Source organism: Colwellia sp. BRX8-9 (genome assembly GCF_014077245.1).
In the GTDB taxonomy this organism is placed as follows: Bacteria; Pseudomonadota; Gammaproteobacteria; order Enterobacterales; family Alteromonadaceae; genus Colwellia_A.
In genome coordinates this window covers 23,928-46,910 of sequence record NZ_JACGVN010000026.1, presented here as the reverse complement: position 1 = coordinate 46,910, position 22,983 = coordinate 23,928, and the positions used below count along the sequence as shown (strand labels likewise).

The 22,983-nt window shown below is 37.1% G+C and carries 18 protein-coding genes; 7 read left to right on the top strand and 11 right to left on the bottom strand.

What is annotated here, in order from left to right:
- Window positions 1-325 precede the first annotated feature (325 nt).
- A complete protein-coding gene (locus H4J70_RS17500) occupies window positions 326-2,014 on the bottom strand; it encodes a M1 family metallopeptidase (protein ID WP_182251562.1) in 1,689 nt (562 codons plus the stop codon).
- A 234-nt stretch (window positions 2,015-2,248) separates the two neighbouring features.
- Here H4J70_RS17500 and H4J70_RS17495 point away from each other — a divergent pair, with 234 nt between their 5' ends.
- The 3 genes from H4J70_RS17495 to H4J70_RS17485 all read left to right on the top strand — a co-directional run bounded on the left by H4J70_RS17495 (window position 2,249) and on the right by H4J70_RS17485 (window position 5,084).
- Window positions 2,249-2,434, top strand: a complete 186-nt coding sequence (locus H4J70_RS17495) for a hypothetical protein (protein ID WP_182216547.1) — start codon at window positions 2,249-2,251, stop codon at window positions 2,432-2,434.
- Window positions 2,435-2,552: 118 nt separating this feature from the next.
- Window positions 2,553-3,074, top strand: a complete 522-nt coding sequence (locus H4J70_RS17490) for a gamma carbonic anhydrase family protein (protein WP_182216545.1) — start codon at window positions 2,553-2,555, stop codon at window positions 3,072-3,074.
- A 213-nt stretch (window positions 3,075-3,287) separates the two neighbouring features.
- On the top strand, window positions 3,288-5,084 hold the full coding sequence (locus H4J70_RS17485; RefSeq protein WP_182216543.1) for a diguanylate cyclase domain-containing protein: 1,797 nt from the start codon (window positions 3,288-3,290) through the stop codon (window positions 5,082-5,084).
- A 62-nt stretch (window positions 5,085-5,146) separates the two neighbouring features.
- On the opposite strand, the gene H4J70_RS17480 is transcribed toward H4J70_RS17485, so the two are convergent.
- Complete coding sequence (locus H4J70_RS17480; RefSeq protein WP_182251561.1) at window positions 5,147-8,881, bottom strand: translocation/assembly module TamB domain-containing protein; 3,735 nt, start codon at window positions 8,879-8,881, stop codon at window positions 5,147-5,149.
- Window positions 8,878-10,629: an autotransporter assembly complex family protein gene (locus H4J70_RS17475; protein ID WP_182216539.1), complete on the bottom strand. Its 1,752-nt coding sequence runs from the start codon at window positions 10,627-10,629 to the stop codon at window positions 8,878-8,880. Before H4J70_RS17475 ends, H4J70_RS17480 begins: the two co-directional genes overlap by 4 nt.
- A 224-nt stretch (window positions 10,630-10,853) precedes the next feature.
- On the opposite strand from H4J70_RS17475, the gene H4J70_RS17470 reads away from it, so the two are divergent.
- On the top strand, window positions 10,854-11,708 hold the full coding sequence (locus H4J70_RS17470) for a universal stress protein (RefSeq protein WP_182216537.1): 855 nt from the start codon (window positions 10,854-10,856) through the stop codon (window positions 11,706-11,708).
- Window positions 11,709-11,761: 53 nt separating this feature from the next.
- Here the strand turns inward: H4J70_RS17470 and H4J70_RS17465 are convergent, their stop codons facing one another.
- From H4J70_RS17465 to H4J70_RS17450, 4 genes are read right to left on the bottom strand one after another with little or no spacing between them, the layout of a single operon-like run.
- Complete coding sequence (locus H4J70_RS17465; RefSeq protein WP_070376395.1) at window positions 11,762-12,634, bottom strand: mechanosensitive ion channel family protein; 873 nt, start codon at window positions 12,632-12,634, stop codon at window positions 11,762-11,764.
- Between the two features lie 22 nt (window positions 12,635-12,656).
- Window positions 12,657-13,445, bottom strand: coding sequence for a hypothetical protein (locus H4J70_RS17460; protein WP_182251560.1), 789 nt, complete (start codon window positions 13,443-13,445; stop codon window positions 12,657-12,659).
- A gap of 10 nt (window positions 13,446-13,455) precedes the next feature.
- Window positions 13,456-13,920, bottom strand: a complete 465-nt coding sequence (locus H4J70_RS17455) for a hypothetical protein (RefSeq protein ID WP_182216534.1) — start codon at window positions 13,918-13,920, stop codon at window positions 13,456-13,458.
- 35 nt (window positions 13,921-13,955) lie between these two features.
- Entirely contained in the window at window positions 13,956-14,927 is a 972-nt protein-coding gene (locus H4J70_RS17450) for a magnesium transporter CorA family protein (RefSeq protein ID WP_182216533.1), read from the bottom strand.
- A 194-nt stretch (window positions 14,928-15,121) separates the two neighbouring features.
- Here H4J70_RS17450 and H4J70_RS17445 point away from each other — a divergent pair, with 194 nt between their 5' ends.
- Window positions 15,122-16,147 carry a DUF21 domain-containing protein gene (locus H4J70_RS17445; protein WP_182216531.1) on the top strand — a complete coding sequence of 342 codons (1,026 nt, stop codon included), beginning with the start codon at window positions 15,122-15,124 and terminating at the stop codon, window positions 16,145-16,147.
- A gap of 186 nt (window positions 16,148-16,333) precedes the next feature.
- Complete coding sequence (locus H4J70_RS17440; protein ID WP_404842429.1) at window positions 16,334-17,020, top strand: mechanosensitive ion channel family protein; 687 nt, start codon at window positions 16,334-16,336, stop codon at window positions 17,018-17,020.
- Window positions 17,021-17,249: 229 nt separating this feature from the next.
- On the opposite strand, the gene H4J70_RS17435 is transcribed toward H4J70_RS17440, so the two are convergent.
- From H4J70_RS17435 to rimK, 4 genes are all read right to left on the bottom strand, one after another.
- Entirely contained in the window at window positions 17,250-19,079 is a 1,830-nt protein-coding gene (locus H4J70_RS17435) for an SLC13 family permease (RefSeq protein ID WP_182216528.1), read from the bottom strand.
- Between the two features lie 461 nt (window positions 19,080-19,540).
- A complete protein-coding gene (locus tag H4J70_RS17430) occupies window positions 19,541-19,993 on the bottom strand; it encodes a RimK/LysX family protein (protein WP_182222952.1) in 453 nt (150 codons plus the stop codon).
- Window positions 19,994-20,001: 8 nt separating this feature from the next.
- Window positions 20,002-21,042: a succinylglutamate desuccinylase/aspartoacylase family protein gene (locus H4J70_RS17425; RefSeq protein ID WP_182230672.1), complete on the bottom strand. Its 1,041-nt coding sequence runs from the start codon at window positions 21,040-21,042 to the stop codon at window positions 20,002-20,004.
- Entirely contained in the window at window positions 21,042-21,947 is a 906-nt protein-coding gene (gene rimK / locus H4J70_RS17420; RefSeq protein ID WP_070376387.1) for a 30S ribosomal protein S6--L-glutamate ligase, read from the bottom strand. The genes H4J70_RS17425 and rimK overlap by 1 nt, the downstream gene beginning before the upstream one ends.
- Window positions 21,948-22,097: 150 nt before the next feature.
- Here rimK and H4J70_RS17415 point away from each other — a divergent pair, with 150 nt between their 5' ends.
- On the top strand, window positions 22,098-22,946 hold the full coding sequence (locus H4J70_RS17415; protein ID WP_182218101.1) for a LysR family transcriptional regulator: 849 nt from the start codon (window positions 22,098-22,100) through the stop codon (window positions 22,944-22,946).
- The last annotated feature ends 37 nt before the right edge of the window (window positions 22,947-22,983 follow it).

Sequence of the window (22,983 nt, the reverse complement as noted above, 5' to 3'; positions counted from 1 at the left end):
TTTCTTCGATGGTAATGGATTTGATGCTACCTGGCTATAAACTCCGAACAAACTGAATAAGAGAAACTATACTTTTCTCTCTTTCTAAAAGCGCTTCCATCATCTTTAAGTATTTAACAAATATGCAACCTAATTCCATTCTCATTTAACAATATTTAAATTTATCGACCTAATCTTATTGGCCTAATTTTTAACAACACTAATTGGCAACTTTAACCATTTCAGAGTCCGCTCATTTTATGATGGCGTTAAGAAAAAAAGAATGGCTAAATTAATAGCAGTGCTTCCTTGCACTTTATTAGTGGGGTATGTGCGAGTCTAAAAGCTACTTTTCTTTTGTTTTCAAAAAATCTTGATATTTCGCAATATGAGGCTTTTCTATTAATACTTTACTCATAGGATCAATAATCACTAAATCATTGGCGGACACTTTAATCGTTTGTGGTGTATTCATGGTTAATGTCGTGATCTTACCATTAACTGATACTTCCAACGGTAATGGAAAAAATAAATCATGTGGTATTTTCCATTGCAACGTCAGACTATTTTCAGTTCTTTTTTCAATCACTTTAGGTAATTGAGCCTGATAAAAATACACATCGAAAAACCAGCGATAATTTTGACCTGTTAAACGATTGACAATACTAAGAAAGTCATCTGTATCAGCCAGTACTGGCTTGAACAGCCCTGGTTTTGGCTCAGCAACACCATATACAAGCTCAGTTGTTGCACTAAAGAAAGCCTCATCACCAATAAGGTTACGTAATGTATGTAGTACCCAAGGCGCTTTAGCGTATATATCGGCACCTGGCCCACCTTTTTCCTCTTGATAAACCCCTTCTACGGTTTGCAATGTTTTACTCACAATAGGAGCTTTATTTCGTATTTTCAAACGCATGTCGTACATGTGAGCCATATAAGCAACTTCGCCATGGAGATACTGTTCATATAGCGGATGCATATAGGCGCCAAAACCTTCATGTAGCCACATAGCATCGGCATTTTTATTGGTTAGTTGATTAGCAAACCATTCATGGGCGAATTCATGGAAAAGCAACCAATCAAACCCATATTTGTCGGCTTGGTACTTGTTACCATAGGCATTAATGGTTTGATGCTCCATCCCTAAATGTGGGGTTTCTGCTATCCCAATTTTGTCTTGAGCAAAAGGATATGGCCCGATCTTTCTCTCAAAGAATGTTGTTATATCAATAAGCTCTTGTGTCAAACGCTGCGCTTTCATTTTGTTTTCGGGTAAATGGTAAAACTCAACAGGGATACTATTGCCGTACTGGCTATCAAATGTGGTTTTAATGACGTCATAAGGTGCAATATTAATGGCAACACCATAAGTGTTTAGTTGCGATAAACTATGCCAATGATACGTTTTAGTCGTATCATTTTCTGTTACCGAAATTAACTTTCCATTAGCAGCAGCAACCAAATCTTTAGGCACAGTAATATGCATTGTGGTTGTTTTAGGCTCACCAACAGGGTTGTCGATACAAGGCCAAAACAAATCACAACCCTCACCTTGCACAGCCGTAGCTATCCAGTCTTTCCCTGTCGATGTTTTAGACCACACAAAGCCTCCATCCCAAGGGGCTCTTACCGCTTCGCGCGGCGTACCAGAATATTGTACTTCGACGATAAACTGACCCTTTAGCGGGGTTGTAAGATTTATCACCAGAAGCCCTTCAAGGTTGCTGTATTGTGCTTTGTCTATCAACACATCGTTTACCAGCACTTGTTCTATAGTAAAAAAATTATCGAGATTTATGCCTACCTGCCCCATTGCACGCTGACTGTTAAGGGTTAAAACGCCTTTGCCTGAAATAGTTTTTTGTTTAGGAAAAATACGAAAGTATAAATCGGCATGGTCAAGTGTTAAACCCTGCTGAGATATAGGCAAAGGACCGTCACTGGCCATTGTATATTCACTGCGCTCTACTGAATTTGCTTTAACACAAACTGCTAACGCAACAACCCAAAAGCACGCTAATGAAAACTTCATATGCTAAACCTCAAAAAGTAATGTAAATAAAAACCTTAGCTTCAAGTTATCCCTTTAACATTGGTGATAAAAGCTAATTGCGATTAACGACATCTACTACACTATGAATGGCATGGCTAACAATAAAAATCCTAGTGTCCATTAAATAAAAACGTTAATAATCTGACGAGCTTACACAATATAATTACGTTTGGGCATTTCCTACCTAAAAAATCGCCATTTTTTAAGATACTTGTGGATCGTATTGCTCATACGACAGTGCTAAGCCCCACCCTATTTACTTTATCAACAACTAAAGAAGTTATCCCTTTAGTTGTTGATAAAGGCATGGGCAGACAGAATATTGTTAAATACTTAAACGAAACCTATCCTTCGCCTTTGCCTAAGACTAAAAAGAAAGTGTGGAATATATCCCCTTGAGTTAGTTAATTAATGAGATACCAACAACAATCCACAGATTATTAGGCGACAAAGTTAATGATTGTTAATCTCTAATTAGTTATATTAAATCAATACATTAATATTAAGGTATCAAGATATGATCTATCAATTAGGTGAACTTTCTCCTCGTATTTCAAAAAGCTGTTTTATAGCACCAAACGCCACTGTAATAGGAAATGTAGACTTAAGCGAAAATGTCAGTATTTGGTTTAATGTTGTGATCAGAGCCGATTTAGCACAAGTGAAGATAGCGAAAAATTCTAATATTCAAGATGGCTCTATTCTGCATGTTGATAAAGGCTTCCCCATTAATATTGCTGAAAATGTAACTATTGGTCATAAAGTAATGCTTCATGGTTGTACGATAGGTGAAGGGAGCTTAATTGGTATCAATGCGGTGGTATTAAATGGCGCTAAAATTGGTAAAAACTGCTTAATTGGTGCTAATGCATTAGTGACAGAAAACATGGTCATTCCTGATGGGAGTTTAGTCTTAGGCTCACCCGCAAAAGTAATTAAACAACTCGACGAAAAAACCCAAGAGATGATTGCAGCAGGCGCAGCACATTACGTTCAAAGCAATCATCAATATAGGAAAGAATTAAAGCAAATAGGTTAAGCATCATGCTGGTTAACTTAACCGCCTTTGTTGCAAATCAAATGGCCCGCAGTAATTAACACTAAGGTCGTTACTGAGTGCTTTTTTATAAAGAAGAGTTTGAGTTAATAATGAATAATGAGTTTCCGGCCGTTATTTAGCTTTTTTTTGTTTTATCTATTGATTAAAATATGAGAAAGTAACCTAAGGACAACATCAGCGCTAGGAGTTAAAGTGATAAAATGGTTAATAGCATTGATACTGTCACTGATTATCACCTCACCAAGTTTAGCAAACGAGGTAAATGTTGATTCATTAAAAGCAACATTAACAGCACTTCCTCTAGATGATAAAGCACGCTTAGCGCCATTAATTGAGCTGGCAAGCTATTACCTTTATACCGATCCAAAAGAAACAAGCGCTTATGCAACACAAGCCCTAGCCCTTACTAGTATTGAAGATAGTGATTTCAATAAAGCTAAACTATTACGCTTACTTGGACAATCACAGATGTACCAAGGTTTAAACCTTGAAGCTTTCAAACATCTCACTCAAGCGATAAATAGTGCCAATAAGAGTGAGAACGTGCATTTAATCTCAGTCTCTAATAGAGCAATGGGGGTATTTCACGAGCTCATTATCGATCACAAAAATGCAGTAAAATATTATATAGAAGCATTGAAGTTTGCTAAATTAAGCGATCAAAAAGAAGATTTAGCGATGGTTTATAATAACTTAGGGAATGTACTTAATTCTCAAAATGATTATACTAATGCTGTTAAATATTTTAAAAAGTCAATCGTAATCAACACTGAACTCAATGATATTGCAATGCAGATGAATGCTTCTGTTGGATTAAGTGTCTCCTACTTAAGATCCGGTAACCCCCTTAAAGCACAAGAATTACTTGAAGAAGTGCTAAGAAATAAAGATTACATCAATGACTTTAGCTTTAGTGAAGCATCAGCCAACTTAGCTGATGTTTATAAATATTTAAAAAAATTTACGGCGGCTGAATCTCTTTATAAGTTTGTTATTAACGATGAGAAAGGTAGTATTTATCCACCTGCTGTCGCATCAGCATACTTAGGCCTCGCTGATATTTATATCCAAACAAACCAAATAAAAGCCGCCATCGATTTATATCATAAAGGCATTGTTGAGGTAAAAAATAAAATATCGGTGGAAAGTGAAATGGCGCTTTATGAAAATTTAGCCAAATTAGAATTAAGCCAAGAAAATTTTAAAGCAGCGGCTATTATTCAAACAGAGTACATAAACAGAAGAAATCAAGTTCAACCGTTGACACAAAAGGGTCTATTACAAAAATTGGAGAGTCAACTACTCTTGGAACGAGATTACATAAAACTACAAGATGAATTACTGATCAGCGAACGAGAGTCTCGCCACGCTTCAATGTACCTATTTGCTGTTATTGTTATTTCACTGATTAGTTTAGTGCTATTCCTAGTATTAATGCTAAGAAAACAGGTGATCTCTCGTTTGGAAGCCACAAACAAAACATTAAAAAAAGCTTCTGAAACCGACCATTTAACAAGCATTGGTAACCGTCGTTTTTTAGAGCATCAAATTGATACCTTTAGAGGGCGAGATATACAAATGGCCTTTTTGCTGCTTGATGTTGATTATTTTAAAGATATTAACGACAACTTTGGTCATGATGCTGGTGACGAAGTCTTGGTGGCGATTGCTGATAAAATTAAAAGACTGTGTCGAAAAGATGATTTATTTGCACGTATTGGTGGAGAAGAGTTTGTTATTTTATTAATGAATAGTAATGAAGTGTCTGCCTGCTTATTTGCAGAAAGAGTCAGAAGTAGTATTGAAAAAATGGCCCTCCCCTTTCAGTCTAAAGTCACAGCAAGCATCGGTGTTACGTTTGGTAATATGAACAACGCTAATTACGACGAACTATACAAACAAGCCGACATTGCACTTTACTCAGCTAAAGACAAAGGCCGTAATAAAGTGCTGCTATTTCCTAGTTTAGATCCAACAGTTGCTGATTAACGCAGCTTAGCGTTTATTAACTTATCGAGTGTGTTAGGAAATAAAGGTTACTGGTCACCGGCTTATTTTATGTCGAATGAGTAATAAATATCGGCAGAGCTTTCTAGCCCAGAAACTGTTTCAACCCATAGTCTGTTTAATAAATAAAACCTCACGGTTAATTCATTGATAGGCTTCAGAATACCAACCCCGTATTTAATATAAACCTGCTCACCTAAATAGCCAGCGATGGAGGCTTGCTCATTGTCTCCGTCTATTTCGATTCTATTGATCAAAGGTAATTTTTCTATTTGAGTGAGCACACCAGAAAAGTTTGTTAACGCTGAACCTAAAGCCACACCTATAGCCGTATTACTATCGCTGGTTTCTGCATCTAAACCGCGCCCTCTCACCAGATACGATAAAGTTTCAGATTGTTGCATGGTTGGCTTTGAAAACAGCTTGATATTCAAACTGTTGGCTAATCCAGTTGCATCAATACCGACAATAATGTTTTCTTTTTCAATGCTACGTGTCGCTTGCATTGAGACATAGGGGTTATTCGCTGTGCCATTAAAAGAAATAATACCTTTAGTTAACGACAAATCTTGCCCATAAGCGCGATAGCGACCCTCGGGGATCTTTAAGCTGCCAAAGAGCTGCAAGGGTTGATTTGCCTGCTGACTCACTTGTAATTCGCCGCCTAGACGACCTATAAACCCTTGCCCTTCAACTTTAAATGCATCGGCAATAACCACACGAACATTGGTAAATAATTTAAATGGTTTTTCATTAGCAACTTGTTCGCCTGCATCATTAACCATAATGACATCCTTGCTTAAACTAACACTTCCTTGCGGCAATTTATTAACCAGTAATTTACCTTCGAGCACTTCTATACGGCCCGATATTTTCAGCTCTGATGCTTTGATTTGGGCGTTAAGGTGAGGAGAAACGGTTATGCTAAGATCCGGGGGAACTGATAACTTTAATGATTCCCCATCAAAATCAAAATTACCTTGCAATTCATCTTGCCAGTCAACGTCTCCTTTAAGATTAGCTAAGGCATTATTAATATTTACCCCACCAGAAATAACGGCTTGTTGACCTTTAAATTTTAAAGCCATATTAATATCAGTTAAGGTATTAATATTTCCTAAAATTTTAGCTTTACCTTTAGTTAACGTAATGTCACCTGTTATTATTGGCTTATCTAAATCACCATTCACAGTTAAACGGCTATTTAATAGGCCTTCCAATGAGGTTAACTCTGGCAAAAAAACTTGCAAGGGTGAAAGGTTGAATTCATTAATATTAAGCTGGCTATTTATAGTGCGACTATCGGCAAAGACAATCGTACTGCTAAGGTTGACTATTTCAGCACTGTCTTGAGCAAAAAAAGCAAGTTTGCCTGCAACACTGCTATTATCAACTTTTAACGTTAACTCACCCTTTTGCCACTCAAGTAATTGATGTAATTCGCCTTCTTTAGTTGTCTTTATATCGCCATCACTAATAAGTAATTTAGCATTAACGGTTGGCATTTTGTTTTGTTGCCAACCCACAGCAACATTCCCCGCTAATGTGCTCTGCACATTTATATCTTTAGGAATAAAGGGCGTTAAAAGGTCTGTGTCTAATTGAACGGCTAACGTTAACTCGTCTTGAGCTACTTTTAAGGTGGCATCGTCTTTTAGACAGAGCTGAGCGCCGTCACCAAGCCAGCAATGTTTATTAACAGCAAGCGTTTTAAGGCTATTATTATAAAGTATATTAAGTGGCTGACTTGATTTAAAAACATCGTCACCTATCGAAAAAATTACCTGATCAGTTTGTACTCGCCACTGCTCTCCCACAGGTGAATAGTCACTATTAATTAACAAGTCAATCGCTGAATCGCCAAGCCATGCTAGCTTTACTTTTTGTTGATTTAAATCACCACTACTCGACAAATTAACACCATTGATGGTGTGATCGTTCCAATTGATAAGCGCACTGCTAAACGCTACCTGATGTTGATGATTATCCAGCGGTCGATATTTGACCTCGACCTTAATGGCATCACTGGCAAGATTAGCCACTAACAACTTTTTTAATTCACCTTGTAGATTGAGTTCTGGCTGCTCAATTGGACCAGATATTGAAATATTGGCCGCTATTCCACTTTCAATATCCTTTAACCATAAACTGCTATCTCCAACATTAACCGTACCATCGACATGCCAATGGGTATCGCTATGGCCTTTTATGTTAAGCGCTATATCACCATAATTGAGCTTAATATTACTTAGCGCTAATTGACCTTTATGGTTAATATCAACATTACCGTTTGCGTTAAAAGCTATTTTATTAATTTCGCCTTTGACCTTAGAGTCAGCAAGCGTAAACGCCCATTCATTATCTTGCCAAAATCCTTTACTGTAAATATTTCCCTGCAGTCGACCCGATAAACGTTTATCAATATTAGGTAAGCTAATGCCCGAAGAATTCACCTTAACATCCCATAAGAATCGATTGCCTAACTGTAACTCTCCGGTTATATCCAAGCGGCTATTTTCTTTGAACTCTTCAAAATATAAGGTCTTTATTTTAAAGGTTTGTTCACTGTAAGTTGCCTGTAGTTCCAATGCGGCATCTTGGTAACCAAAGCCACTAATGTTACTTTTTAAATCAATAACATGTCGGTTAAGGTCGCCTTCGCTGTTTAATAACAGTGTTGATGGAGTAATAACATTAGCGATATCATCAGGTAAAATAAACTGGCTAACATCAGCTTTCAATTTATAAGGTAAGTTTGCGTTAGTAACATCCACTGACATTTTAGCGGTTAGTGTTAATTCACCCACGTTGCTAATCGTTGTTACTAAATCAGCTAAATCACCTTTTAATGAAACCTTTTGTTCAGAATGACTGAGTTGTGGTAATAACTCAAAGTTATCAATGGAACTACTCAAGGCTAAATCAACAAGATAAGGGGGTACAAAGTCAACTTTTCCTTTTAATGAAAACTCTCCTACTGCCGCTACTTTTGATGACAATTCTTCAATAGATAATTGCGTTTTGAACCATGATAAACGTGCCACATTATTCGTGGTATTAATTAGCGTTTTCTCACTGCCCGTATTGTCTAATTCATTAACGATTAGCGTTTTTACCACCAACGACTTTAGCGCTAACTTAACTGGTAAATACATCTTAGGCAGTGATGCCAGTGGCCAAGGGGTAACGGGTTGCGGGGTTGATGAGGTCTTCGCCGCAGATAAATTAATATGTGCTTTAAGCAACCGAGCATTATCTATATTAATAGCGATATTACTCACAACATTCTTATTGACCGATAAAGCACTAGAAAACTCGGTTAAGTTTATCGCTAGCCCCTGAGTTGTTATTTGGGCGCGAGCTAAAGAAAACTTCTTTAATTTAACGCTAAAGGGTAAGGTGAAATTGGTTGAGTTAATCGTTTGTTCGACAAGTTGCTCAGATGATTCCGCTGGCTTTGCTTCTTTTATGTTGACTTGTAGTGCACCTATACTGAGTTCATCAATACAAATCTGGTTTTTCCATAGGCAGCGCAAATGCAATTTTAAACGAATGTTACTGGCATTAATTAGCGCATTATCGTTTTCAATTTTTAGTTTACGTAACGCTAAGTCATCTAAAAGGGCACCACTTTTGTATTCAACTTGCAGCGAGGAAACCTTACCGACAAAATAAAGTGATAACTGAGCTCCCCAAGGCGTTGAAAGTAGTATGGCAAAGAAACACAGTAAGCCGGTTAACACGCCGATAAGTGTGAAGCTGGCACGTTTATAAGTCATAGTTCAGCACCAATACTAAAATGAAGACGCCATAATGGGTTTTCTTCGCTTAATGAATACCCTAAAGCAAACCTGATCGGCCCAATGGGAGAAATATAATGAAGACCGGGACCAATAGAGTATACCGGTTCAAGTTTGTCATTATCATTAACACTTCCAGCATCAATAAACAGTGCGCCGCGCCATGTATTTGAAAAGTAGTACTGGTACTCCAAACTAGCAACGACCATATTAGTGCCACCAATAACGATTTCCTTCCCTTGGTTAATACCTTCTGAAAGAGTCACTTTAGGGCCAATTGATTGATAGTCGAATCCTCGAATACTTTGGTCACCACCAGCATAAAACCGTAATGAAGGAGACAGTTCCTCTTCAAAGTCTTTGTCGACAATAACATAGCCAAGCTCTACTCTTGCGACAATACGGTGCTTAGGAGCAAACAGAGAAATATATTTCCAACGCGCATTAAAACGTAAAAATGAGGTTTCTGAAGATAAACCTTCATAGCTTCCTTCTAAATTATAGTATTGTCTAAATCCCTTAGTTGGATCGAGTAAAGGGCCATCACGATCAATATCAGACCAAGTAAACCCGGGAATAAAATAACTGGCATCATCGTAAACATTATCAGTCTCCCACTCTTCATCTAAGTGTCTTAAATAAGGTTGGCGTAAAATATCATCTTTTAGATAAACGCGTCCTACTTGAAAAGAAAAAAATCGACTGGTTAAGTCTCCATAGTCATTTTTTTCTAGTTCAGTTTGTAATTGCAACACATCATTGTTGGGGTGTGACAAAGGAATACTGTAAATAAAATGCCCGGTCGGATTAATGGTTGAATAGGACAACCTTGTTTCTTGACGATGCCCATAACGGTTGACTAGCGGTGTTTTCCAGCCGAAAGAAAACCTTTCTTTGGTGTCAGTCGCGTAGCCTAGTCCTAAATTAAATTGATGGCGTTTCGCTTTTTCCAGCGATACATCTATTGGTAAGATGTTATTCGCGCTATTCTCTGTTTCAGGGCGAACAACAACATTGCTAAAGTATTGAGTTTCATCCAGTTCATTTTGTAAGTTTTGCAGTGAGGTTTGTTGATAAAAATCACCTTGCTTAAAAGAAATCAAAGGTTTCAAAATATCTGTATTTATATCAAAATCATTAAACTTTATCTCACCAAAACGATAACGAGGTCCACTGTCAAAGTGAACAATAATCTCTGCGGTATCCAAATTTTTGTTTATAGCGATATTAGTTTTAATGAACTTACTATCAAAGTAACCTCGTTCTAAACCTAAGGAAACCAAGTCCGTTTTAAATTGCTCATAAATGCCATGATGTAATATATCTCCGCTGGCAATAGGCACCTCTTTGATAATATCTGAAAAAGCACTATCCCCTAAAGCGTCGCCACTTAGGTTAATACGCACGTGTTTTATTCTTGTTGGCTGATTGAGTATCACGACAAGACCAAGCGTCCAGATATTTTTATCTAAATTCTTGTCAATTGAACTTGTTACCTCAGCACGGTAATAACCCAGTGCCTTGAGCGCATTTAAGGCTTGTTTTTTCGCTGTAAAAACAAATGCTGTTCGTTCGGTGTCATTCTCTGGCAAATTGCCTAGATAAGCATAAATATTTTGTTTTGCTGCACTGGATAAGTTATCTGAAAGTTGAACGATAAGTGTGTTCGATGTTGCAAATGGTGAGATTAAAAAAAACAAGATGAACAAAAAAAAACGACTATACATTATGCTAGATTATCCGTGAAATTTGCAGTAATTAAATAAAAGCATAGCATAACAGTTTATGTGGTTTTGCTGATAGAAAAGTTTTAAGGTAGAAATAACTATCTATACTTTCAACCTTACGATAAATTTACACAATATTGACTTCTTCAGCAAAGTCGCCAGACCGTTTTAACAAAATTAGGTCAATCCCACCCGGGAACTAACATCCAAAATGAGGGAATAGAATGATAACTGAGCAATTAATTTGGTTTATAGATGGACGTTATTTTTATAAAAGCATTACTTTAGATAAAGTTATTCACCTCGCCAACACTCATAAAATGCGCGTTAAAATAATCATCGATGCTAAAGTAAAATCTACCCAACGGTGGTATTGGCATGCCATGGTTGGCGACTCACCAACGGCTAATGAAGATTTAGTGGTGATTAACAAGAAAAAACAAACCTTGCTTAAAGCATTAGAAATGAGTGCAATTAAAGCTGAAATTATCGTTTCAGAGTCTGCAGATCACATAAAAACAATCAATACTGAATTAGCAAAAACAAATAATGGCCTGCTAATTTTAGAAGACACACCACCTAAACAAAGACATCCCATTTTTCAAACTCTCACTGAAATAAACGCACCCGTATTATTATTAACTGACAAGGTATGGAAAGAAAACATCAATGCCATTGGCGCTGTTGACCCATTACACGAAAATGATCGGCCAGCAAAAATTGATGAACATATTGTTCAGCATTTAAAAAGCTGGGAAGATTCGCTTTCAGTAAAATGGAAACTTATCCACTGTTGTTACATTTCATCAGTTTTATACCAATACAAAAACAAAGTACTGTCGATGCACCAAGACGGTTTAAAAGAGTTCGCTGATCAGTTCCGCATTAAGAGGGATCAATATCAATTACTTGAAGGTTTACCTGAAGAGGCCTTAAAGTCATATATTAACAAAAACCATATCGATATTTTATTTATCGGTCTAGTTAATAGAAACATGCTGGATAAGTTTTGGGTGGGAAGTACTACCTCAAATTTTTTATATGAGCCGCCATGTGATTTATTGCTTATTAAACAGTAAAATAAATAATGAGCATTAACCAGCAAGGTTAATGCTCAACGTTGATTCAGTCACTACTCTTCTTTGGATACAACATCTGCCGTACTTCTCGGGTTCTCATTCATAGCAACTTTAAAAGGTTTACTTGCACTCCCGGCATAAAGGCTGATATGCGGGAATGGGATCTCAATGCCCTGCTCATCAAATGTTTTCTTAATGTTCTGATACATTTCATTTTTAAGCGCAAGAAAATTCTCTCTTCTTGACCACACTGAAAATTGAATATCAACTGACGATGAACCAAACCCGGTCAAAATAAACAAAGGTGCTGGCTCTTCCAAACAAATAACATTTTTTTCGGCAATTTTTAATAATAAATCACGCACTTTTTCAATATCTTCTTTATAAGCAATTCCTAGTTTTAAGTCTGCTCTTCTAATGGGATACTTTGTCATGGTGGTGACCGCACTTTTTATCATGCTTTCATTGGGTATTCGAACAAATAAATTATCAAAGGTTCTTAATTTAACAGACAATAAATCAATTGAAATAACTTCCCCTAAGATGTCATTGACTTTAATCACATCACCGATTGAGAAAGGTCTTTCTATCATCAAAAATATGCCACTGATTAAATTTGATGCTGAAGTTTGTGAAGCAAAGCCAATCGCGACAGTAAAAATTCCCGCTGCGCCAAGTAATATCGTTAAGTCGATACCAATATGCTTTAAAGCCGACAAGACAAATAAGCCCAGTAAGGTATAAAACACCGTTCTTTTTAACAAAAACACTCCGTGTGTCGTCATTTTCTTGCTAACAATTCTTTCCATCGCGCTACTGAGCGCTTTAGCAATAAAGTAACCGACCACAAATAAAATAAGTGCCTGTGTTAAGGTGTATAAATGAGATGCTTTGAGCATATTAAAAAACTCATTAATGACTTCCATATAATATTTACCTAACTAAAGTTTACCCAAATAAGTTACTGATTCTGCGAATTATTTTACCGTGCTCAGAGGTTTCTCGCGGACTACTTATCGCGGTAAGGGGTTGAAATTCAACTGAAACACTTCTTTCTATAATTAATTCAATATCGGCTGATTCATTATTTCTTTCAATGGTTATGCCAGATGTCCACAGTTGGTTTTTATCATCACTATATAAATGTAAGTAATTAACAGGAACATTAATCCTGTTGATGATAAGTTCTTTGTTATGGCTATTAATCACCGTAATTGACGTTGTTGCTCGGTGGGGATGTAAATCAAGCTCTTCAAGTTTAGTTTTTGCAGAGGTATATTTTGCATAGCACAATTGTCCGTCGATGGTTGAGCTACCAAACCATGAATCTGACGGACGCCAAAAGGGTAAATCAACTAAGCATTTAGCACTTGGAAATGTTTCAGCATAAAACCAAATAGGTGTACTAATAAACAGCTGAACTTTTTCACCCGCTAAAATAGTTAGCGGTGATGAAGGGCGTGCAATAACCGAACGATCGGCTAATTTTGGAAATACTTTTATTTTATCAGAGCTAGCTTTCTCTAAAAAACGACCGATATCAGCATCGCTTTCTAGTGCAAAGTTTTCGCCAGCAGAAACCACAATGTCTTGGTCTTCTTCTTGATTTTCAATATTCCAAATGTTCCATTCAGTTGCCTTGCGATTTATGAGTATCGCGCGTTGACCAACGCTCCAACATTTTGTTTCATGACTTTCATCAAAGGTAAACTCGCCCCACCAGATGTTGTTACTCATAGTTTACTCATTAAAAATTCACTTGAAATAATAAATCGCCAAATCCCCAGATAAAGGTGCCTGTTATCAACAATGAAACTTCTAAAATACCGAGCTGGTATCTAACATTATCTTTAACAACATCAATTTTATCGTCAAAATCATCTTCAATCGTTGCAATTTCTTTGTCGATGTACTCTGTTGGCACATTGATTTTTCTGAGTTTCATTTTGGCTCGTGACAATACCAAGCGATGTTGAATATTGAGTTTACTGATAAGAACACGTTCAGCAATAATGGCGCCAATACTTGACCAAACACCAATGATAACAATTAAACAACCACTTCTAGAAAGCCACTCTAGCCCTAAAAACTGAGTTTTTGACAAATAATAGCCCATACTAATCAGGGTTAAAGAAAGTAACCAAGCCATTATCGGTTGTCTTTTTCTGATGTTAATGACTTTTGCTTCATAAAGTGTTTTTGAATCGCTCAATATCTGTCTTCTTTTTTTAATTAAATTAGTGGTTATTACAACCAGCGTTTTTTCTTAAACCAAACAATAAGACCAACAGAGATAACCGACATCACCCCAAGTAAAGTAAAGTAACCGTGTTCAAATTTAAGCTCGGGTATGTATTCAAAATTCATCCCATATATTCCTGCGAGGAAAGTCAAAGGTACGAACAAAGCGGTGATAACCGTTAACACTCTCATTGTTGCGTTTAGCTGATGTGAAGTAACCGACATATAACCGTTAATTAAATCTCCACAAATATCATAATACATTTGAGAGAGGCTCAATAATCGATCAAGTCGCTCTCTTAAGTCATTTACTGCATGTATTTCTTGTTCCGTAATGAGTGATGTTTCATCATCTTCAAGATAACTGTTAAGGGTATTTCCAACAGTTACATGGTAATTAAAAGTTCTTCTAATTTTAACCAACCTCGAACGATGTGAGGTGATTTCTCGCATCATTTTATCGTTACCACTGATTTGAAATTGATCTTCAATTTTTTCTAAGTTTTGTTCAAAGTCAAATAATTGCTGTAGGTAATTACCACAACTACTGTGAAATATTTTCAATGCTAAGTGTACTGGGCTTCTCGCTAAATACTTTTCACTGCTGGCAGTAAATAAGGCATTTATCGCTATCGAGCTTTCAGGATGACCGGTAATTAACACCCGTTGACCGATAAACATACTGATTTGTACATGTTCAAAGGTTAAATTATTTTCTTTGGCAACAAAGCCACGGTAAAGCAGAAAGATGAAATCATTGAACAGCTCAACTTTCGGAGGGTGTCTTTCTCTTTGAGCATCTAAAATAGCCAAAGGGTGACAGCCAAATTGAGTGAATATTTCTTTTTCTTGAGATTTTTCGACTTTATCAAGATCAATCCATAGCACGGTACTTTCATCTTGTTGCCATTCACTGACTAATTCTTCGCCACCAATTTTAACAGGCGCAGAGGGTGAAATTAACATACATTTAATCATGATAAATCCTTAGGTATAATTACAAAATAATGCGGGTGTCAGCATTACAAATAATAACTGATAGTAAACGTTATAAACTTTCCCATTATAAGCAATATTTTAGAGTAAAGGTCAAATAATTAGTTGTTATCTCAGCAAGTAAAGTTAATAATTCACCCAATTAAAGCTATTAACATTCCTATTAGGATTATTACATGTCAACTGACATTATTACTTGGTGTGCAATCGCCTTTTGTATCACTCAATCAGCCATTTTCTCAGGATTAAATCTCGCATTTTTTTCTATAAGTCGCCTGCATTTAGAAGTTGAAGCTAAAAAGGGTAATAAAGCAGCACAAACTATTTTACGTCTGAGAGACGACTCAAATTTTTTATTAACAACAATATTATGGGGTAATGTTGGAATTAATGTGTTGTTAACAATGCTCTCTGATTCAGTGCTTACTGGCATCAGTGCTTTTCTGTTTTCAACTATTGCCATTACGATTATTGGTGAAATTACCCCGCAAGCTTATTTCTCAAGAAATGCCTTAAAAATGGGCAGCATGCTCGCCCCTATTATTCGTTTTTATCAGTTCCTTTTTTACCCCGTAGCCAAACCAACTGCACTTATTTTAGATGCTTGGCTCGGCAAAGAAGGGATTACTTACCTTGAAGAAAGTGAACTTAGAAGTATTATTCGCCAGCACATTTCCGCAGAAGAAGCCGATCTTAATCATGTTGAAGGTATCGGTGCGTTAAACTTTTTTGCTTTAGATGAGATACAGGTCACTGAAGAAGGTGAGATAATTGATCCTAAATCAATTATTGCCCTACCAACAAAGTTAGACTTACCTATTATTCCGGTAACGACACAAGGTCCAGATGACCCATTTTTAATGCTGGTAAATGAAACTAACCATAGTTGGGTAATACTGACCAATGAAGCTGGCTACCCATTACTCGTGCTTGATGCAGACGGTTATTCACGAGCTGCGTTATATCAACCAGGCGATTTTGACCCTTACAATTATTGTCATCGTCCTGTTGTGATAACGGATGAAACGACACCATTAAATGAAGCTATACTAAAAATGAAAGTGAATACATCTACTGACAAAAACTTTGATGGTGTGATAGAACACGATGTATTGCTTATTTGGGGAGAAACCAAACGTATTATTACTGGCGCAGACATTTTTGGTTTGCTACTTAAAGGCATGCTTCCTAATATAAAATAAACAGGTTAAATATTTATAATGGAATGGTTAGACAAAATATTCAATTTAAACAGTTTTACCGAGTTATTGTTTGAATATAAATTTATTGTTACTTTTTTACTGTTGATGACTTCATTTTTGATTAAAAATTTAATCATAAAAGTTATAAAACTAAAATCGAAACAAACCAAAAGATTAAAAATTAATATGGTGAATAATATTTTCACCATATTGATCATTATTTTACTTTTTAATCTATGGTCCGAAGAAATCCAAAAGTTTGCCTTTTCTATTGCCGCTTTTGTTGTGGCAATTGTATTAGCGACTCGCGAGTTTATTCAGTGTTTTATTGGCTTTATCTATATATTATCGAGTCGACCCTTTCGTATTGGTGACTGGATACAAGTAGGTAACTATGTTGGTGAGGTGCATTCTACCGATTGGGCTAAACTTACTTTACTAGAGGTCAATAAAGATGATTATGAATATACCGGCAAAACGTTATATTTGCCTAATAGTCAGTTAATTACTTCGGTAATTAAAAACCTTAATTTCCTCAAGCGTTATGCGGTACATCATTTCACTATAGTACGTGATGACAGTGCTAATCCCTTTGACTTTATCGATACCTTGTATGAGAAAGCAGACTTATATTGTCATGACTTTAAAGATGTGGCAGTTCGTTATAATCATCTTATTGAAAACCGCTTAGATATAAAGATTGCAGGTCCAAAACCGCACATTCAAGTAGCTACCTCTGAGCTGGGTGACACTCAGGTGTTTTTTACTATTTTTTGCCCCACTGAAAGTGCGATGGAAATAGAACAGAAATTAACGTCTGACTTTATGAAACTATGGTTTGAGAATAAAGCTTTAAAAAGTATTAATAAATAAAAGAGCAACAGACATCGTCTTGTAATGGGCCTTAATCTTTGTAGCTACACAATAAGCACAACAGCTGAGTTGTGCTTTATTTATAAGCCCCACAACAAACATCACCCTAGTTCAACGTTACAAAAAATCCTCATTATTAATTAGGCTTTTTGCTTACCAAAGCACCTTTCATCTTTAGTGTATTAACGAAGATTAGCGCAGCCTAAAACAAAAGACTGCTTTGTTTATCTTACAGATATAACCAATTTAACAGTAAGGATAGCGTTACCCACATTAGAATAATCAAGGGAATACCAACACGCATAAAATCAGAAAAACGATAACCACCGGCGTTCATTACCAAAAGGTTAGTTTTGTAAGCCATAGGGGTTGCATAACTTAAGTTAGCACCAAAGAGTACCGCCAATATAAAAGGTTCTGCTGGTAGGTTGAGTTGGCTAGCAACAGAAATAGCAATAGGCGTACCAATAACAGCAGCAGCATTGTTAGAAACAATATTAGTTAATATCGCGAGTAACAGCATTAGGGCCGATAAGACACCTCCTGGTGGTAAACCAAATGATAATGCGACAAACACTTGCGCTATGTACTCAGCGCCACCGGTAGTCATCATTGCAGAGCCTAACGCTAAAGACGCGGCAACAATTAAAATAACTTGCGTACTAAGCGCTGATGAAGCTTCTTGCCAATTTAAACATTTTGTTAATAACAAGACGAGTACACCACAAACCGCACTAATTTCTATAGGTAAAATACCCAAGGCTGACGATACAACTACGGCTAACAAGGTACCTAAGGCAATGGGTGCTTTACTTGTTTGAGGTAATGACTCCGCGCCATCAATAATGAGTAGTCCTTGTTTAGCTTTTAATAAATCAATTTGCTCTTGCTCTCCTTGTACCAGTAAGACATCGCCAATTTTCAGGCGGGTATTGCCGATACTGCTGCGACCAATTTCCATCGCTTTACCTGCTCGATGCAAAGCGATCACTGATATGCTGTGTTTTTGTATAAAATTGACTTGTTGTAAAGTGTGCCCTTCAACTCCCGAGCCAGCAATAATAACAATCTCTGCCAACGTTTGTTTCTCGGCTTTTAGAGGGTGTTCGTCATCAACTTTATGCAGTCCTGAGAATAAAGTGGCTCCTAATACTGACTCATATTCTTTTAAACGGTCTGGATAGTCATGAACTTTTAGGCGGTCACCAACGATAAGCACGGTATCGGGCAAAGGCATTATATTCCGATAGTTGGCGCCACGCTGAATACTCTCAATTTTTAGCTGGCCATCAGTCAAAGCAATTATCTCGGTAATTGTTTTCTCGTTAGCCACACTTTCTTCATTTATATTAAGATAAGCGCTAAACAGACGTGGCGAAGTATCAGGCATTGATGGTGTTCTGCTTGGGAGAAGTTTAGGCGCAATTAGCCATAAGTAGAGTACGGCAACAACAGAAGCAATGAGTGCTGGTTGTATAAAATCAAAGAGCCCAAACTCAACCGCCCCCATATTTTTTGCAATACTAACCACTAATAAATTGGTCGATGTACCTATAGTTGTCGCCATTCCCCCAACTAAGGTTGCTAATCCCATCGGCAGTAGCATTGGCGAAGAATCTGTTTTAGTACGCAGTGATACACTGATCAAGATAGGCAGTAACAGCACCACAACTGGGGTGTTATTAATAAAAGCACTTAAACCTCCAGCTAAAACGAGTGTTAGCAACAAAGATAATGTTGGGCTTATTTTCCATAATTTAGCCAAGTATCGACCAATGGGCTCCAATGCTCCTGTACGCACAATACCGTGACCAATGATCATTAACGAACACACTGTCACTAAGGCTTCATGACCAAAGCCAAAAAATAATGAGCTAGGTTCGAAATGTGTGCCATCTATATAAAAAGGGAAGAATGCAAACGCCAAACACAATATAGCGATAACAGCCAAAGAGGAGGTTTCTAAAGGGATATCATCTCGACGAAAGAGGTATAAGGCAAATACGGTAATGAGTAATACCGCTAATGCATGATTATTAGGTAAGTCAGGAATATTCAAAAGTAGTACCAAGTTAATTTAATTATTTAGCGGCTACAACCACTGCTTATAAAGCTTATTCTAAATGAATGCGCCAAATTATTACAAGTCAATGAAGCCTATTCTAATTATTTTTAATAACTATAATACGTGTTTTCAATTAAGTACATAGTCACTAATCAATAGATATTTTTATAACGAGCTCGTTAAAGCTTGAGCTATATTAGTTAAAAAGAGTGGCAACAATAATTCAGCAGCCGCTCTCAATATGCACTTTAGAAAGTAAGGTCTTGGCAGACAGGGAGCAATAAGGAACTTTTAGTGACAACAAAGTAGCGGTAATATGTTCTGCATATCTTTAGGTTATTTGACGGCAGATAACGCGCTACTTTTAACGTTGATTGTCGGACAGCGATTCATCTTTTGTGGTGTTTACCGCAGACAAGGAATCGCTTTTTATATAAAAAACGTATAGATAAGGCTTAACCTAGCTCACTTTCTATTTTTGATCCTAAAAAAACTTTTGATGGATCAACAAGAAAACGTTTGCCTAAAGCTTCTCTTCCTAACAGCATTAAATAACTCATATCAGAGCGATCTGTTAAGGTTATTTCAATTGACCACTTTTCTTCGCCAAGTACGATTAATGTTTCAATAACGTAACGTTGCTCTACGGTGCCATTAGAAGACTTTATTTTCCTGATATCACTAATTGGCGCACTACATTTAACAATAGTATCAACATTATGCGCATCAGGATGAATATCAAAAATCACCGAAGGCTTGCCATTTTTAATAACTTTTGTAATATTATCGACGTGTAACGACGACGTTTTTGCGCCGGTATCAACTCGAACTTGTAAATCGTCAATAGCTAAGTCTGGCAAAGCTATTGACTCTAAACGCCCAATAACAACTTTATTTGCTTTTTTCATACGGTTTCCTAACTGTCGTCATTTTCAGGTAAAAGCTGCTCTTGTACGTTTTCAATGTGTTCAGCGATTTCTTCATCGTCTTCACTGAAATAAGCGACATGAAACATAGCTTCTCCATCTTGTACTAGCGGTATATTTTGCTTACCGATTAAAATGCCTGAGCGTGTTGCTTTAACCGAATCAAATATTGCACCATATGGGCTACCAATTTCGGCTAACACTTGACCTTTAGTGATCTGATCGCCCAAATTTACAATATTATGAACAATACCACTAGCGTTAGCGCGCACCCATTGACTACCATTAGCAATAAAAGGCACAAGTTTTTTCTTCTTAGAGCGGACAACTTTTCTGGTCATACCTAAATATTGTAAAACATTTAAGATACCTTTCATGCCCGCTCGAATTGAAAACTCATCAAAACGCAGCGCTTCACCCGCTTCATATAAGAGTATTTTCGTTTCGTTTTTAACGGCTGATTCTCTTAACGATCCGTCAACTAAAGTAGAATTTAACACAACCGGTACGCCAAACACTTCCGCCAAGGCTTTGGTATCGGGATCAGACATATCCGCCCTAATTTGTGGCAGGTTTGAGCGATGAATTGCCCCGGTATGTAAATCGATACCGTAATCACAATGTTTAACGATTTCATTGAGAAATATATGCGCGACACGCCCTGCTAAAGAGCCTTTCGCAGAGCCGGGAAAACAGCGATTTAGATCACGACGGTCAGGCATATAACGACTTTGATTAACCACGCCATAAACGTTAACCATAGGAACAGCAATAACTGTGCCTCGCGTTATTTTAAGTTTCTTTTCGTGGATCAAGCGTCGAATAATTTCAATACCATTTAATTCGTCGCCATGTACCGCCGCACTCAAAAAAATAGTGGGCCCCGGTTTTTTAGCGCGAATAATATGAACGGGTAAAGAAACGTCGGCATCGGTATATAACTTAGCAACCGGCAACTCTATTTTGCGCTGCTCTCCAGGTAAAATTTCAAATTCACCAATGCGTAATATGTCTGTAGAACTCACTTTCATTATCCTTTGCCACGTGTTTTGGTGTCATGAGGTTTTGCATTTTTTTCTAAAAACTCAAACACCATCCCGGCAACATTTTTGCCTGTCGCTTTTTCGATACCTTCAAGGCCAGGAGATGAATTAACTTCCATGACCATAGGACCATTTTGTGAACGCAGTAAATCGACACCACACATGTTCAAACCCATCGCTTTTGCAGCACTGACAGCAGTATCACGCTCAGCCTTAGATAATTTAACCACTTCAGCAGAGCCGCCACGATGTAAATTAGAACGAAACTCACCTTCAGCGCCTTGACGTTTCATCGCCGCAACCACTTTACCGCCAATCACTAAACAGCGAATATCAGCACCACCGGCTTCTTTAATAAACTCTTGTACCAAAATATTCGCGTTTAAACCCATAAACGCTTCGATAATGGCTTCAGCTGATTTAGCCGTATCGGCTAATACTACGCCTATGCCCTGCGTGCCTTCGAGCAACTTAATAACCACCGGCGCGCCGCCAACATTTTTAATTAAATCTTTGGCATTATCAGGTTTGCTGGCAAAACCCGTTCGCGGTAAACCCAAACCTTTACGCGATAGCAACTGTAATGACCGTAATTTATCGCGTGAGCGGCTGATAGCGACGGACTCATTAATGTTGAAGGTACCCATCATTTCAAATTGTCTTGCCACAGCTGTGCCATAAAAAGTCACAGAGGCGCCAATACGAGGAATAATTGCATCATACTTTGGTAGTTCTTTACCGTGATAACGCACCGATGAACGGCTACTCGTAATGTCCATATAGCAATGCAAAGTATCGATAATATCAACTTCATGGCCCATAGCTTCACCCGCTTCTTTTAAACGACGGGTAGAGTAAAGTTTTTTATTTCTAGATAAGATAGCAATTTTCATAAGTCAGTCTTTTGATATTCACTTTTATTTAATGATAAAAAGTGAGGTAATAAGTGCTGTGGAGTGTATAGTCAGCTTATTAAATAATATAGCGCTATATTTTGATGAGTTTAATCAAAAAAAATGATTGCGTTGTTTGTCGAGGTTTGTATGAGAATCGAACTATTAAAAACATTTCTTGAAGTGAGCCGTACATTACACTTTAGAATAGCATCTGAGAACTTATTCATTACTCAATCTGCAGTAAGCGCAAGGATTAAGTTATTAGAAGGTGACTTAGGTGTGCTGTTGTTTGACCGAAGCCAAAAGCATTTAAAATTAACCCCAGAAGGTAATCGGTTAATAAAACATGCTAATGAGTTATTGTTTATGTGGCAAAAAACTAAACAAGATGTTGGTGTTGCAGACAGTGATACTTATCAATTAGTTGTTGGCTCTATGATGTCTATTTGGGATATTGTCTTACAAGATTGGTTAAAAAAGATACATCGCAATCTTGATGATGTTAGTTTATTAACCAACACTTACTCGCCGTTAGAGCTTAGAAAGAGTTTACTGAGTCGTGTGGTCGATGTTGCCTTTTTTTTCGAGCCGCCGTTTGTTAAAGATTTAATCACTGAAAAAGTCGCCACGGTGCCACTACATTTAGTGACCACAGAGCCAAACGATACTATCGAAAAGTTAACATTAGATAACCACATAATGGTCGACTATGGTGAATCAGTGAATGCGCAACACCTTCGAGAATTTCAAGATGCTCCTCCCGCAAGACACTATATGAGCCAACCAAGAATTGCATTAAATTTTCTATTGGACGCCGGCGGAAGTGCTTATTTACCCAGACAAATGACTTTTGAGTATATCGAGAAAAATAAATTATACCTAGTTGAAGAAGCGCCGGTATATTCAAGAGATATATATGCCGCTTATTTAGCGAAAAGTCAGAAAACTGATATAATTGAGCAAACGCTGCAACTGTTTCCTTCTGTGGTAATATAAGCAAGATTATTAGATAGTAGTATAAACAAGGTTAGTA

Coding starts and splice junctions, on each gene's coding strand:
- H4J70_RS17500 (WP_182251562.1), bottom strand. CDS start 2,014: ATGAAGTTTTCATTAGCGTGCTTTTGGGTTGTTGCGTTAGCAGTTTGT.
- H4J70_RS17440 (WP_404842429.1), top strand. CDS start 16,334: ATGGTGAATAATATTTTCACCATATTGATCATTATTTTACTTTTTAAT.
- H4J70_RS17475 (WP_182216539.1), bottom strand. CDS start 10,629: ATGTATAGTCGTTTTTTTTTGTTCATCTTGTTTTTTTTAATCTCACCA.
- H4J70_RS17415 (WP_182218101.1), top strand. CDS start 22,098: ATGAGAATCGAACTATTAAAAACATTTCTTGAAGTGAGCCGTACATTA.
- H4J70_RS17480 (WP_182251561.1), bottom strand. CDS start 8,881: ATGACTTATAAACGTGCCAGCTTCACACTTATCGGCGTGTTAACCGGC.
- H4J70_RS17430 (WP_182222952.1), bottom strand. CDS start 19,993: ATGAAAAAAGCAAATAAAGTTGTTATTGGGCGTTTAGAGTCAATAGCT.
- rimK (WP_070376387.1), bottom strand. CDS start 21,947: ATGAAAATTGCTATCTTATCTAGAAATAAAAAACTTTACTCTACCCGT.
- H4J70_RS17460 (WP_182251560.1), bottom strand. CDS start 13,445: ATGAGTAACAACATCTGGTGGGGCGAGTTTACCTTTGATGAAAGTCAT.
- H4J70_RS17425 (WP_182230672.1), bottom strand. CDS start 21,042: ATGAAAGTGAGTTCTACAGACATATTACGCATTGGTGAATTTGAAATT.
- H4J70_RS17490 (WP_182216545.1), top strand. CDS start 2,553: ATGATCTATCAATTAGGTGAACTTTCTCCTCGTATTTCAAAAAGCTGT.
- H4J70_RS17450 (WP_182216533.1), bottom strand. CDS start 14,927: ATGATTAAATGTATGTTAATTTCACCCTCTGCGCCTGTTAAAATTGGT.
- H4J70_RS17465 (WP_070376395.1), bottom strand. CDS start 12,634: ATGGAAGTCATTAATGAGTTTTTTAATATGCTCAAAGCATCTCATTTA.
- H4J70_RS17470 (WP_182216537.1), top strand. CDS start 10,854: ATGATAACTGAGCAATTAATTTGGTTTATAGATGGACGTTATTTTTAT.
- H4J70_RS17445 (WP_182216531.1), top strand. CDS start 15,122: ATGTCAACTGACATTATTACTTGGTGTGCAATCGCCTTTTGTATCACT.